Source organism: Sorangium sp. So ce128, assembly GCF_051525245.1.
GTDB lineage: Bacteria > Myxococcota_A > Polyangia > Polyangiales > Polyangiaceae > Sorangium > Sorangium cellulosum_B.
In genome coordinates this window covers 2,761,718-2,775,686 of record NZ_CP150313.1, presented here as the reverse complement: position 1 = coordinate 2,775,686, position 13,969 = coordinate 2,761,718, and the positions used below count along the sequence as shown (strand labels likewise).

11 protein-coding genes are annotated in these 13,969 nt (G+C 70.5%); 10 read left to right on the top strand and 1 reads right to left on the bottom strand.

The features are described from left to right. The first annotated feature begins 15 nt into the window (after positions 1–15). Both WME82_RS10820 and WME82_RS10815 read left to right on the top strand, forming a co-directional pair. On the top strand, positions 16–2,838 hold the full coding sequence (locus WME82_RS10820; protein WP_438042755.1) for an ATP-binding protein: 2,823 nt from the start codon (positions 16–18) through the stop codon (positions 2,836–2,838). A 66-nt stretch (positions 2,839–2,904) separates the two neighbouring features. Beyond that, a complete protein-coding gene (locus WME82_RS10815; RefSeq protein ID WP_438042754.1) occupies positions 2,905–4,566 on the top strand; it encodes a response regulator in 1,662 nt (553 codons plus the stop codon). A 122-nt stretch (positions 4,567–4,688) separates the two neighbouring features. Here WME82_RS10815 and WME82_RS10810 read toward each other — a convergent pair whose 3' ends face one another. Continuing rightward, positions 4,689–6,455, bottom strand: coding sequence for a hypothetical protein (locus WME82_RS10810; protein ID WP_438042753.1), 1,767 nt, complete (start codon positions 6,453–6,455; stop codon positions 4,689–4,691). Positions 6,456–6,666: 211 nt separating this feature from the next. Here WME82_RS10810 and WME82_RS10805 point away from each other — a divergent pair, with 211 nt between their 5' ends. The 8 genes from WME82_RS10805 (at position 6,667) to WME82_RS10770 (ending at position 13,931) form a co-directional block, all read left to right on the top strand. After that, positions 6,667–8,955, top strand: a complete 2,289-nt coding sequence (locus WME82_RS10805; RefSeq protein ID WP_438042752.1) for a putative monovalent cation/H+ antiporter subunit A — start codon at positions 6,667–6,669, stop codon at positions 8,953–8,955. 3 nt (positions 8,956–8,958) lie between these two features. After that, a complete protein-coding gene (locus WME82_RS10800; protein WP_438042751.1) occupies positions 8,959–9,378 on the top strand; it encodes a Na+/H+ antiporter subunit B in 420 nt (139 codons plus the stop codon). Then, a complete protein-coding gene (locus tag WME82_RS10795; protein WP_437745389.1) occupies positions 9,375–9,722 on the top strand; it encodes a Na+/H+ antiporter subunit C in 348 nt (115 codons plus the stop codon). The genes WME82_RS10800 and WME82_RS10795 overlap by 4 nt, the downstream gene beginning before the upstream one ends. Beyond that, positions 9,719–11,230 carry a proton-conducting transporter transmembrane domain-containing protein gene (locus tag WME82_RS10790; protein ID WP_438042750.1) on the top strand — a complete coding sequence of 504 codons (1,512 nt, stop codon included), beginning with the start codon at positions 9,719–9,721 and terminating at the stop codon, positions 11,228–11,230. The genes WME82_RS10795 and WME82_RS10790 overlap by 4 nt, the downstream gene beginning before the upstream one ends. Further along, on the top strand, positions 11,227–11,700 hold the full coding sequence (locus WME82_RS10785) for a Na+/H+ antiporter subunit E (protein ID WP_438042749.1): 474 nt from the start codon (positions 11,227–11,229) through the stop codon (positions 11,698–11,700). Before WME82_RS10790 ends, WME82_RS10785 begins: the two co-directional genes overlap by 4 nt. Next, complete coding sequence (locus WME82_RS10780; protein WP_438042748.1) at positions 11,697–11,963, top strand: monovalent cation/H+ antiporter complex subunit F; 267 nt, start codon at positions 11,697–11,699, stop codon at positions 11,961–11,963. The genes WME82_RS10785 and WME82_RS10780 overlap by 4 nt, the downstream gene beginning before the upstream one ends. Further along, on the top strand, positions 11,960–12,535 hold the full coding sequence (gene mnhG, locus WME82_RS10775; protein ID WP_438042747.1) for a monovalent cation/H(+) antiporter subunit G: 576 nt from the start codon (positions 11,960–11,962) through the stop codon (positions 12,533–12,535). Before WME82_RS10780 ends, mnhG begins: the two co-directional genes overlap by 4 nt. A gap of 136 nt (positions 12,536–12,671) precedes the next feature. Beyond that, a complete protein-coding gene (locus WME82_RS10770; RefSeq protein WP_438042746.1) occupies positions 12,672–13,931 on the top strand; it encodes a trypsin-like serine peptidase in 1,260 nt (419 codons plus the stop codon). The last annotated feature ends 38 nt before the right edge of the window (positions 13,932–13,969 follow it).

Genomic DNA, 13,969 nt, shown 5'->3' with positions numbered 1-13,969 from the left:
GGTTCGACGAACGCTATGAGTCGCGCAAGGCAGCAGCTGCCGGTCCCCCTGATCACCCTCCGCATGAAGCTGATCGTGGCGCTCCTGACGGTCGCGCTCGCGCCGCTCTCGATCCTCACGCTCCTGAACAAGCGGACCAACGAGACGGTGCTGACCGAGAGCGCGAACCAGGCGCTCGCCGCCGCCGCGTCGCAGGCCGCGAACAGCGTCGACGACTTCATCGAGAGCAACCTCGACGCCGTCCGCGTCGAGGCCCGCCTGCCCGGGCTGACCAGCTACCTGAGCCTCGGCGAGGAGGCCCGGAGGAGCGGGACCGAGGAGCACGCGCGCGCCTCGAGGACGCTGCACGGGCTCATCCGGAAGGACACGATCAACATTCTCTCGTACGCGCTGCTCGATCAGCGCGGGCAGAACGTCCTCGACACGGTGCAGACGCCCGTCGACAGGGACGAATCCAAGCGGGACTACTTCGTCGGCGCGGTGGAGACGGGCCTGCCGTACGCGTCGTCGGTCGTGTTCGCCGGCGAGGTGCCCCAGCTCGTCTTCAGCAGCCCCGTCCGCGACGCGCTGAACAAGAAGAAGACGATCGGCGTGCTCCGGTGCACCTACAACCTGTCCGCCGTCCAGCGGATCATCCTCTCCCAGACGCGCCTCCTGGAGGCGTCGGACGCGTTCGCGATCCTCCTCGACGAGCACCACGTCCGCCTGGCGCACGGCCGCTCCCCGGAGCTCGTGTTCAAGTCGCTGGTGCCGCTCGCCCCGGAGCTCGAAGGCCGGCTCAAGGCAGAGCGGCGGCTGCCGGACAAACCGGCCGCGGAGCTGTCGACCGACGTGCAGGCCTTCGACGAGGGGCTGCGCCGGTTCGAGCGCGAGCAGGACCCCACCTCGACCGCGAGCCGCTTCCTGCAGGCCCGCATGGCCGCGAGGGACGCCCCCATGAGCGCGGTGGCCCTCGCGCGCGTGAGCGCCTTCGACGGCATGAAGAAGCCGCCGTGGACCGTGGCGTTCGTGCGGCCGGAGGCGGCGTTCCTCGAGCCCATCGAGGAGAAGACGACGCGCGACGCGCTGCTGCTCGCCTCGCTCATCGCCGCGATCGTCACGGCGGTCGCCGTCCTGATGGCGCAGGTCCTGACGAGGCCGATCACCCGCCTCGCCCAGGCGGCGTCGCAGCTGGCGAGCGGGAAGCTCGACACCGCGGTCGAGGTGCGATCCCACGACGAGATGGGCACGCTGGCGGAGTCGTTCAACCAGATGGCGCGCCAGATCCAGGGGTCGTTCGAGGAGCTCGAGCACCGCGTCGAGCAGCGCACGGCCGAGCTGAAGGAGGCGAAGGTCGCCGCGGACGCCGCCAACAAGGCGAAGAGCGACTTCCTCGCCAACATGAGCCACGAGCTCAGGACGCCGCTCAACGGCATCCTCGGCTACGCGCAGATCCTCCGGCGCTCGCGGGGGCTGAGCGAGCAGGACCTGCGCGGGATCGACGTCATCCATCGCTCCGGCGCCCACCTGCTCACGTTGATCAACGACGTCCTCGATCTGGCGAAGATCGAGGCGCAGGCGATGGAGGCCCACGCGAACGACTTCCACCTGCCCTCGTTCCTGCGATCGACGGCCGAGATCTGCCGCATCCGCGCCGAGGAGAAGGGCATCGCGCTCGTGTATACGCCCGATCCCGAGCTCCCCACCGACGTGGTCGCCGACGAGCGGCGGCTGCGGCAGGTGCTGATCAACCTGCTCGGCAACGCCGTGAAGTTCACCGAGAAGGGCAGCGTCTCCTTCACGATCAAGCGGCTGGGCGAGGGGCCGCGCCCGCCGCACGGCTCCGCGCCGGACTCCGCCGCGCTCCAGAGCGCGCCGCGCAGGACGCACCGGGTGCGCTTCGAGATCGAGGACACCGGGACGGGCATCAGCCCGGATCAGCTCGACCAGATCTTCCTCCCGTTCAAGCAAGCCAGCGACGGCAAGCGCCGCGTCGACGGGACGGGGCTCGGGCTCGCGATCAGCCAGCGCATCATGAAGCTGCTCGGCAGCTCCATCGAGGTGAGGAGCGAGCCCGGCAAGGGGAGCGTGTTCTGGATGGACGTGATCCTCGCCGAGTCGCCCCGGCGAACCCAGCCCACGGCGCTCCGGCCCGCCTCGGCGGTCGTCGACTACGAGGGCAAGCGGCGGCGGATCCTCGTGGTCGACGACCAGCCCGAGAACCGCGAGGTGCTCGTGAAGGTGCTGCAGTCCGTCGGGTTCGAGACGTCCGAGGCCACGGACGGCAAGGAGGGCCTCGCGGCGGCGTCGGAGCGCGAGTTCGACCTGGTGATCACGGACCTCGCGATGCCGGAGCTCGACGGCTGGGAGATGATGCGGCTGCTCCGGAAGGCGCCGGATCGTGCAGGATTGAAGATCTTCGCGTCGTCCGCGAGCGTCTTCCTCTCCGATCAGGACAAGAGCCTGGCCGCGGGCGCCGACGATTTCCTCCCGAAGCCGCTGCAGCTGGAGGAGGTCTTCGACAAGATCCAGCGGCACCTCGGGCTCTCGTGGATCTACGAGCAGCAGGGCGATCCTGGCGCGCCGGGCGAGGCGCCCGCCGGCGCCCACCGCGACCCGAGCTCACCCGAGCCTGCCGGCGGCGCAGATTCTCCGATGACCGCCCCCGCCGCCGAGGATCTGCGGCTCCTCTTCGATCTCGCGCACAGGGGGCTCTTCCACCAGCTCCAGAAGCACCTCGACAGGCTCGAACGCGCCGATCCGAAGCTCGCGCCGTTTTGCAGGCACCTGCGCCGCCTGATGCAGGATTTCAAGATGGAAGCGGTTGAAGATTTCATCAAGATGCACCTACGCGATTGACGTTGCTTGGACGGCGCGCGCCTTGGTCGCGGCAATGGGAGCGCGCGCTTCCTGGAGGGTAGAACGATGGATGCCAGTGAAGCCGGTACGATACTCATCGTGGACGACAACCCGAGGAACCTCGGTCTCTTGTCGGATACCCTGACGGGCTCAGGCTTCGAGGTCGCGGTGGCGGTGGACGGCGCGCGCGCCCTCCGGCTCGCGAGGGAGGGGATGCCGGATCTCATCCTGCTCGACGTGAAGATGGATGGGATGGATGGATTCGAGACGTGCCGGCGGCTGAAGGGAGACCCGGCCACGGCCGCGATCCCCGTCATCTTCATGACGGCGAGCACGGACCTGTCCGCGGACCGGGTGAAGGGCCTGAACCTCGGGGCCGTCGATTACCTCGCCAAGCCGTTCCTGGACGAGGAGCTGCTCGCGCGCGTCCGGGTGCACACCAAGCTCAGGAGGCTGACGATGCACCTCGCCGCGCAGGTGGACGAGCGGATCGCGGCGGAGGCGGCCTTGCAGCGGCTCACGCAGGAGCTGGAGAGGCGCGTGGGAGAGCGCACGGTCGCGCTGGAGCGCGCGCTCGAGGGGCTCACGCAGGCGCAGGCGCAGATGGCGACGGTCATCCGCGCGGCGCAGGCGGTCTCGGGCGAGATCGTCCTCGACGACGTGCTCGACCGGCTGATGCGGCTCACGCTGGAGCACGCCGGCGCGCGGAAGTGCGTCCTCGTCCTCTCGCGCGAGTCCGGGCTGGTGATCGAGGCGTCGATCACGAGCGAGCCGGACACGGTGGTGCTCGGGCTCTCGAAGCCGGTGGGCCCGGGCGCCGATCTCGCGGCGTCGCTCGTGGAGGAGGTCGCGCGGGCCCGGCAATCGATCTTCGTCTGGGACACGAGCCGCGACGCTCGCCCGGAGGACGCGCGGTACCTCGCCGGGAAGGGGCCGAGGTCGATCCTCTGCCTGGCCATGATGTGCCAGGGCGAGCTGATCGGCGTCCTCTACATCGAGGGCGACGCGGCGCCGGAGCCGCTGCTCGCGGCGCAGCTGGAGACGCTCGGGCTTCTGGCCTCCCAGGCGGCGGTGGCCGTGAAGAACGCCCTGCTCTACGGGCACCTGGCGGACATGACGTCCGAGCTCCGCCGCTCGAACGAGCGCCTGGAGACCGAGGTGGCGCGCCAGACGGAGGAGCTCCGCCAGACGAACGAGCGCCTGCAGCGGGAGCTCGTGGAGCGCGCCCGGGCCGAGGAGGAGCGCGCCGCGCTGCAGGCGGAGGTCATCGACGCGCAGAGCGCCCGGCTCGCGGAGCTCTCGACGCCGCTCATCCCGATCACCGATCACATCATGGTGATGCCGCTCATCGGGACGATCGACTCCGCGCGAGCGGAGCAGGCGCTCGAGGCGGCGCTGAACGGCGTCCAGGCGAACCGGGCGAAGGTCGTCATCATCGACGTCACCGGGGTGACCGTGCTCGACTCGGCGGTCGCGAGCACGCTGATGAGCACGGCGATGGCGCTGCGGCTGCTCGGGTCGAAGACGGTGATCACCGGCATCCGCGCCGAGCTGGCGCAGACGCTCATCGATCTGGGCGTCGATCTCGGCGCCGTGGTGACCAAGGGGACGCTCCAGAGCGGCATCGGCTATGCGCTCCAGCAGGCCGGCGACGGCGTGGCGGGCCTGCACGTCAACGGCAAGCACGCCCGCAACGGCGCCGCTCCCGGGCGCAGGAACGGCCATTAGAGCGACGGTCACCCGCTTCGGATACGGGCCCACCTCGACGTTTTCGGTGCTCAGCGCACCTGAGTGCGCTTGCGCGCCGAAACGCCGATCTGGGCCCGTCTCCTGTGCGGGAGACCGCCGCTCTAGCGACCGGCGGATCGCGGCCATTCGCTCGCCGCGGCGGGGAGCGCCGCCCGGTACCCCAGGTAGCGCCCGAACGCGCGCATCGCCTGGTTCCAGTGCTTGGGCTCCTTCACCAGCATCTCCTTCACGCCGACGTCGGCCAGCGCGTCGCCCACCTCGATCCACCGCGGCTCGCGCGTCAGCGCGTAGGCGGCGCCGAACACGGGCACGATCAGCAGGTTGAGGTCGGCCGTCCCGCTGTCGTCGTACGCGTCGGTCTCGCAGCCCCACAGGTACCGGAACGCGCGCCCGTCCGAGGTGATGGCGCGCTCGGCGAGCCAGCCTGCCGCGCGCGCCACCACCTCGCGGACGCGCGGGTCGCCGGTGAGCGCGTGGTAGTCCATGAGCGCGTCGACGAGCAGCGCGGTCATGAACGGCGAGCCGCCGCGCGGGCCGCGCTCGCACTCCGACGGGTCGGCGCGGGTCAGGTCGTGCTCGAACGCGCCCGACGCGCCCTGCTGCTGCCACGCGACCGTGCGATCCGCGAGCCCGCGCAGCGTCGAGAGGAGCTCCGGCCGCGGGTCGAGCGCGTAGTAGCTCGACAGGGTCATCATCACCCAGGCCATGTTGCGCTCGGTCACGCGCAGCACGTCTTCCCTTCCGCCCGTGAGCGCGGCCTGGTTCTGCCGGAGGGCCTCGCCCATGGCGAGGACCGCCTCCCTGGCCGCCGGATCGCCGGTGAGCAGGTAGTCGTCGACCATCCCCTGGCCGAGCATGCGCCGGAGGACTTGCCAGGAGAGGGGCGCCGCCGGGCTCCAGTCGTCGCGCTCGCAGACGTGGACCGCGAGGCGGCGATCGGGCGAGAACCTGAGCTCGTGCTGCCGGTACCAGACGGCCTCGGCGCGCGCGCGCCGGTAGCGCGCGGCGTCGCCGTTGCGGAGGAAGCGCTGGTAGAGCGCGTGCGGGCCGTCGTAGTACGTGCGGTACGGGGCCGCGCAGCTGACGCCGTACGCGTCGTAGGCGGGCGTCATGCGGGCGAGCGCGCCCTCGATGCCCGCCTCGAACCCGGGGAAGCGGCGATCGTCCATGGCCGGGAGCTGCGGCCCGGACACCAGGCTCGCCGCGTACCACGACGGCGGCAGCACCGCCGCGATCGGGCCGTCCGGGTTCGGCAGGAGCGCCTCGTCGAGCACGGCGCCCCGAGGGATCTGGAAGGGCCGCGGGACCTGGGTGAGCCGGGGGGCCGGGGGGGCTTGGCGGTCGGCGCGCTGCGAAGGTGACGATGGCGAAGGGGCGCCGAAATCCAGCGTGTAGATCGCTCGTTCTCCGCGCGCGAGCGCGGCGCGGAAGACGAGGAGCGCGCTGCGGATCGAGCGGCCCCTGGGCCAGACGGCGAGCGGCTTCGCGCGGAGCGGGACCGCCGCGCCGCGCGCGTCGCGCAGGCGGATGAACCGGACGTCGCGCAGCGCGCCCGGCGCGAACGGCACGGCCGCCGACACGACGGCTTCCGGCGCCGGCAGCGCCGCTCCCGGCGGGCGCTTCGCGGGCGCGGGCGCGGGCGCACTCGGCGCGGCGTCGGCGACGAGCAGCAACGGGACCGATTCCGCGGAAGGCGGCGCCGGGAGCGCAGGCGCCCCGTGCGCCTCCAGGACGGCCCGCACGCGCGGCTCCACCCGGCGGGCGGCGGGCGCCCGGCCGCAGCTCGCCAGGAGGAGCGGCGCTGCGAGGAGCAGCGCCGCGAGCGGGCGGCGGGCGGCGGGCCTCGCCTTGGCGCGCTGCGCATCCATGCCGCATCCGATGCTCTGCGCCCGTCGCGCATCGCGGCAGAGCCATCGAGCGCGCGGCCGCGACGAGGCGGGCTGCTCGGCACGGCGCGCTCGCCCGATCGCGCTCGCCGGCGCCGCGGGAACGAGGGCAAACAGCGCGTCGAGCCCGCTCGGCAGGCCGTAGGCCCGAACGCCTCGGCCCCTCGCCGGCATCGAAGGGGAACCTGCTGCGATGCTGTGGGCTGTCCTGAGCGTGTTCGTCGGAGCGCTGCTGGCGCCGGCCCTCCACCGCGGGCTCGGGCGCCCCGCCGGCTGGCTCTTCGCGGCGCTCCCGCTCGCGGTGCTCGTGTTCGCGGTGCCGTTCGTCCCGTGGCCCTTCGCCGAGGGGGAGGCCCATCACGCGTCGCTGCCGTGGATCCCGTCGCTCGGCGTGGAGCTCGCGGTGAGGCTGGATGGGCTCTCGCTCGTGTTCCTCGGGCTCATCTGCGGCATCGGCGCGCTGATCTTCGTGTACGCGAGCGAGTACCTGCGCTCGCACCCGCGGCTCGGGCGGTTTTACGCCTACCTGCTCCTGTTCACGGGATCCATGGCGGGCCTCGTGCTCGCCGACGACGTCATTCTCCTCTTCGTGTGCTGGGAGCTCACGAGCGTGAGCTCGTATCTCCTCATCGGGTGGGACCACGAGCGGCCGGAGGCGCGCAAAGCCGCCTTGACGGCGCTCCTCGTGACGGGCGGCGGCGGGCTCGCCATGCTCGCGGGCCTCGTCCTCCTCGTCGTGGTCACCGGAGAGACGCGGATTTCGCGGTTCTCGGGGGACGTCGTCCGCGAAGGCCCCCTCTACCTGCCGATCCTGCTCCTCGTCCTCGCGGGGGCCTTCACGAAATCAGCGCAGGTGCCGTTTCATTTCTGGCTCCCTCGGGCGATGGAGGCGCCCACGCCGGTCAGCGCTTATCTGCATTCGGCCACGATGGTGAAGGCCGGCGTCTATCTGCTCGCGCGCCTGCATCCCACGCTGGGCGCGACGCGCGAATGGTACCTCGTCGTGACGGGCTTCGGCGCCGCCACGATGGTGGCGGGCGCGGCGCTCGCGGTCACGCAGAAGGACCTCAAGCGGATCCTCGCCTATTCGACCGTGAGCGTGCTCGGCCTCCTCACGATGCTCCTCGGCATCGGGACCCGGGCGGCCGTCTCCGCGGCGGTGGTCTATCTGGTCGCGCATTCGCTGTACAAGGGCGCGCTCTTCATGACCGCGGGGACCCTGGACCACGAGACCGGGACCCGCGACGTCACCCGCTTGCGGGGCCTCGCGCGGCGGATGCCGATCACCGCGACGGCGGCCGTGCTGGCGGCGATCTCGAGCGCGGGGGCGCCGCCCCTCCTCGGTTTCCTGTCGAAAGAGCTCTTCTACGAGGCCGTCCTGGCGCCGCCCTCGACGACGGCGGTCCTCGCGGGGGCCGCGGTCCTGTCGAGCGCCCTCCTGGTCGTGGTGAGCTTGGTCGTCGCCCATCGCCCCTTCTTCGGGGGTCCTCCGGCGGCGCCCGCGCTCCCCCACGAAGCGCCGCTGTCCTTGTGGCTCGGGCCAGCCACGCTCGCGGCGGCGAGCCTCGTCCTCGGGGTGGCGCCGCGGCTCCTCGGCGACCTCCCGAGCGCGGCGGCGACCGCGATCCTCGCCCGGCCCGCGCCGCTCGAATTGCACCTGTGGCACGGCCTGACCCCCGTACTCGGACTCAGCGTCGCGACGCTCCTCGCCGGCCTCGGGCTCTTCCGCGTCCTCTCCGGCCGCGAAGGGCGCCTCCTCGACGCCGCCACGCGCCTCGGAGCCTGGGGCCCTGCGCGCGTGTACGACGCTGCCTTCGCGGGGCTCCTCCGGTTCGCGGAGTGGCTGACCGGGCGGCTCCAGACGGGGCATTTGCGCCGTTATCTGCTCATCACGGCCCTGACGACGGTCGTGCTCGTCGGGACGCCTCTGCTCCGGAGCCTCCCTTTCACGATCCCGTCGCTCACGGTGGAGCTCCCGGAGCTCGTGCTCGCGGGCGTGATCCTCGCGTCCGCGGCCATGGCGACGCGCACGCAATCGCGCCTCGCCGTCGTCGCCGCGCTCGGCGCGATCGGCCTCTGCGTCATGCTCGTCTACGTGATCTTCAGCGCGCTCGATCTCGCGCTGACGCAGATCATGGTCGAGGTGCTGACGGTCGTCATCTTCGTCCTCGTCCTGCACCACCTGCCGCGCTTCGTGCCCCGATCCCCCGCGCGCGTGTGGATCCCGGACGCGATCGTCTCCTTGATCTTCGGGGCCACGGTGACCCTGTTGATCCTCATGTCGTCGACGCTCTCCCCGGAGCCGATCCTGCGCGAGTTCTTCGTGGCGAAGGGGTACCCGGAGGCCCACGGGCGGGACATCGTCAACGTGATCCTCGTGGATTTCCGGGCGATGGACACGCTGGGCGAGTCCACGGTCCTCTGCGTGGCCGGGATCGGGGTCTATGCCCTGCTCGCGACCCGCACGCGGAAGGGGGCCTGAGCCATGCCCTCCTTCATCCTGCGCGCCGCCACGCCGGTCTTGATGGTGCTCCTGATCATCGTCTCGATCTACGCGCTCCTCCGCGGTCACAACGAGCCCGGGGGCGGGTTCCTCGGCGGGCTCATCATCGCAGCGGCGTTCTCGCTCCACATCCTCGCTCACGACGTCCCCTCGACGCGGCAGCTGCTCCGCGTCGCGCCCCAGACGCTCATGGGGCTCGGGCTCTCGACGATCCTGCTCTCGGGCGTCGTCGGGCTCGTGGCCGGCGGATCCTTCCTGCAAGGCGTGTGGGCGACCGTCCCCGTGCCGGGGCTCGGCGACGTCGCGGTGGGGACGCCGGTGCTGTTCGACGTCGGCGTGTATGCCGCCGTGATGGGCATGGTGCTCATGATCCTCCTCATGGCCGCGGAGATGAGCTCATGACGGTGCTCCTCGCGATCGTCGTCGGCGGGCTCTATGCGTCGGGGCTGTTTCTCATGCTCCGGCGCAGCATCGTGAAGCTCGCCTTCGGCCTCGTGCTGCTCGGGCACGGGACGAACCTCCTCATCCTCACGGCAGCCGGCGTCGTCCGCGGCCGTCCCCCGCTGATCCCCGAGGGGGAGGGGGCCTTCCACGCGCCGCCGGCCGATCCCGTGGCCCAGGCGCTGATCCTGACGGCGATCGTCATCAGCTTCGCGGTCGTCGCGTTCGCCGTCGTCCTCCTTCATCGCGTTCATCGGACGATGGGCAGCGACGACATCGACTCTCTCGAATCGACCCGCCCATGAAGGTGCTCCTCGTCCTACCCGTCCTCGTCCCCCTGGCCACGGCGGCCCTCTCGCTCCTCTCCTTCCGGCGCGTGGGGAGACAGCGCGCGCTCGGGCTCGTCGGGAGCGTCCTTCAGCTCACCGTCGGGTTCGCCTTGCTCCGCGCCGTGCACCGGGGAGGCATTCAATCGACCCAGCTCGGGGGCTGGCCCGCGCCGTACGGCATCACCTTCGTGGTCGACCTCTTCTCCGCGCTGATGGTCCTGCTCTCGGGCGTCATCGCGGTCGTCACGTCGATCTACTCCCTGTCGGACATCGACCGCGGACGGCGGGCGCACGGGTTCTACCCGCTCATGCACGCGCTCCTCATGGGGACGAACGGGGTCTTCGTCACCGGCGACCTCTTCAATCTGTACGTCTGGTTCGAGGTGACGCTGATCGCGTCCTTCGTCCTCCTGGTGCTCGGCAACGAGCGGCCGCAGATGCAGGGCGCGATCAAGTACGTCGCGATGAACCTGATCTCGAGCGCCCTGTTCCTCACCGGCCTCGGCATCCTCTACGGATCCGTGCACGCCCTCAACATGGCCGACCTCTCGCTCAAGCTGCCGAGCCTCGCGCCGCCGATCCGGTTCACCCTCGCGATGATCTTCCTCGTCGCGTTCGGCATCAAGGCCGCTGTCTTCCCCCTCTTCTTCTGGCTGCCGGACTCGTATCACACGCCCCCCGTGACGGTCACCGCGCTGTTCGCGGGGCTCTTGACGAAGGTGGGTGTCTACGCCCTCGTGCGTAGCTTCACCCTCCTTTTCGTGGGCGACGGGGAAGCCACCCACGCGCTCCTCCTCGGGATCGCGGCCTTCACCATGGCCGTCGGCGTGCTCGGCGCGGTGTCCCACCGGGAGGTCCGGCGGATCCTCGCGTTTCACAGCGTGAGCCAGGTCGGCTACATGGTCATGGGCCTCGGCCTGTTCACGCTGTCGTCCCTCTCGGGGGCGATCTTCTTCGTCCTGCACCACGCCATCATCAAGTCGAACCTCTTTCTCATCAGCGGGATCATGCGATCCGACGGGAAAGACGTTTCCCTCGACCTCCAGGGCGGGCTCCTCGCGCGGAGCCCCGGGCTCTCCGCCTGCTTCCTCGTCACGGCCCTCTCCCTCGCCGGCATGCCGCCCCTGTCGGGCTTCTGGGCCAAGCTCATCCTGGTGCGATCGGGGCTCGAGGTCGGCTCGCGAGGGGCCGCGGCCGTCGTCGCCACGAGCCTCGCCGTCGGCCTCGTCACCCTCATTTCGATGACGAAGATATGGAACGAGGCCTTCTGGAAGCCCGCGCCCGCCGAGGCCGACCTCGCCCCGCGCGAGAGCGGGGCGCGGCGTCGCGCGCTCCTGTACGTGCCGGTCGTCCTCTTGACCGCGCTGGGCGTCACGCTCGGAATGGCGCCCGAGCCGCTCCTCGCCGTCGTCCGGCGGGCCGCCGCGCAGCTCGCCGATCCGACCGAATACGTGCGCGCCGTGCTGGGGGAGGGTCACCCATGAGAGCCCTCGTCCTCAATCTGTTCCTGGCGATCGTCTGGGTGGGCCTGACCGGCCGCGCCACCGCAGGGGGCCTCGTCCTCGGCTTCCTCGTCGGGTACCTCTTGCTCCTCTGGCTCCGGCGCCTGATCGGCCCCACGACCTATTTCGAGAAGCTGCCAGGGGTGCTGTCGTTCATGCTCTTCTATGCGAAAGAGATGGTGCGGGCGAACCTCAGGGTCGCCCGCGACGTCATTTCGATCAGGCGAAAGAGCCGACCCGGCATCGTCGCGGTCCCCCTGGATCTGACGACCGATCTCGAGATCACCGTGCTGACGATCCTCCTCGCCCTGACGCCCGGCACCTTTGGCCTCGACGTCTCGGGCGACCGCACGGTCCTCTTCGTCCATGCGATGTTCGTGGACAGCGCCGACGCGCTGCGCGCGACCATCAAGAGCGACCTCGAGCGCCGGGTGAAGGAGCTCTTCCGATGACCCCGCTCTTGATCGTCGCGATCGCCGTCGTCACGGTGGCGTTCGTCGTCGCGTTCATCCGCCTCCTGCTCGGGCCGAGCCTGCCCGACCGCGTGGTCGCCATGGACCTCATGGCGACGGTCGGCAGCGGGGGCATCGCCCTCTACGCGATGGTGACCGACCACGGCGTCCTCCTCGATGCGGTGATGGTGCTGTCGCTCATCTTTTTCCTCGGCACCATCGCGTTCGCGCACTACCTCGAGCGGCAGGGGGAGACGTCGTGATCCTCGAACTCGTCGAGGGCGCGCTCCTCGTCGTCGGATGCATCTTCATGCTGCTCGCGGCCGTGGGCATCCTGCGCATGCCGGACCTGTTCACGCGACTCCAGGTGACATCGAAGGCCTCGGTGTTCGGGATGACATGCATCATCTCGGCCTCCGCCCTTCATTTCTACGACCCGGCCGTCACCACCCGGGCCATCGTCATCATCGCGTTCGTTGCGCTGACGATGCCCGTGGCGACGCACTTGCTCGCTCGCGCAGGTTACACGACGAGCACGCCCCTCTCGCCGGAGACCGTGGTGAACGAGCTCGCGGCGCATTACGATCCAGCGACCCACACCCTCGCCGGCACAGAGCCGAGGACCCGCACGTTCGAGCTCGTGCCCGGGGCCGCCATCGTCGGCAAGCGTATCGCCGAGCTCGGCCTGCCTGCCGGCGTGCTCATTCGCGCGATTCACCGGGAGGGCGGGACCGTCGTGCCCCGAGGGCAGACGATCCTCGAGGCCGGCGACAGGCTCGAAGTGCTCGTGGAGCCGGCAGAGCTCGGCCGCGTGCGCGAGATCTTCGAGGCCTAGCGCCGCAGCCGCACCTCGACGCCCCCGGCGCTCCGCGGGAAGGCGTGTTTGCCAGGCTCGTCATCCTATCCTATCCTGTGCGGTTCGTCCGCTTGCGCCGCTTCCATGCGGCGAGCCGGGACGAAGGGGGGTTGTAATGAACAGAATGATGCTGGTCGCCGGGTCGCTCCTCGCGCTCACGGCGTGTGCCGGGAACGTGGACGCTCCCGGTGCAGGCGGAACCGACGATGCAGACGGGTTCGAGACGGCACCCGGGCCGCTCCGGGCGGGTGACGTCATCGCGTATGCGGCCGAGACGTCCCACCCGTACGCCGGTGGCTGGAAGCAGGCGATCACCTCGCCGGGCGCCACGTTCGTGCGCGTTCACTTCAACGACTTCTCTCTCGCGAAGGGCGATTATGTCACCGTCTCGAGCCCCGACGGCGCGCAGTCGTTCCGGTACGAGGACCGCGGCCCGAACGGGGACGGCGACGTCTGGGCGTTCGCCATCGACGGCGAGACCGCGATCGTCGAGCTGCACAGCAGCACCGGCGGTGGCCACGGGTTCTCGATCGCGGACATCGGCCACGGGACGATCGCGATGGCTCCGGAGCCTGTGACATCGGGCGAGGCGACGCCGCACAGCGTCTCCCTCGAGAGGAGGCCCGGCGGAGGCACGCCGGATATCGTGTGTGCCACGGAGGGTCGCGAGAACATCGCGTGTCACAGCGAGCTCAACGAGCAGCAGGGACCTGTGGCGCGGCTGAGCTTCGTGAGAGACGGGGGCATGTACCTGTGCACGGGTTGGCTGATCGCCGGGTCGAACGACAACACGCTCATCACCAACAACCACTGCATCAGCACCCAGGTCGAGACGGCGAGCCTCGAAGCCCGCTTTGGCTATCAGAACACGACCTGCTCGGGCCCGGTGGCGGCAGGCGTGAGCGTCAGGGGCGGCTCCCTCCTCAAGACGAATAGCCGGACCCGCGCCCGCTCCAGAGGCGGCCTCGATTACACGCTGATCACACTGCTGGCGCCGAACGACTTCGAGGAAACCTGGGGCGAGCTCATCCCGACGACGGAGGCGCCCAGCGTCGGCGCCCACATCAATTTCATTCAGCACCCGGGCGGGAGGCCGAAGCAGGTCGGCTACTGGAGGGATGCGGAGCATACCCTCCGCTGCCAGATCGACGCGATCGATCAGACCTACTCCGGCACGCTCTCTGGATCGCAGATCGGCTACTCGTGCGACAGCGAAGGGGGCTCGAGCGGGTCGCCGATCATCGATGCCGACACGGGCCTGGTGGTCGGCCTCCATCACCTCGCCAACGTCGGCTGGTTCACCTGCAGGAACGGGGGAACAGAGATGTCCGCGATCTGCGCGGACGCGGGCGCGCTCCTCGACTGCAGCCCTTGAGTCGGACACAGTCGTGTCGCGCCTCCGCCGCTCCAGGC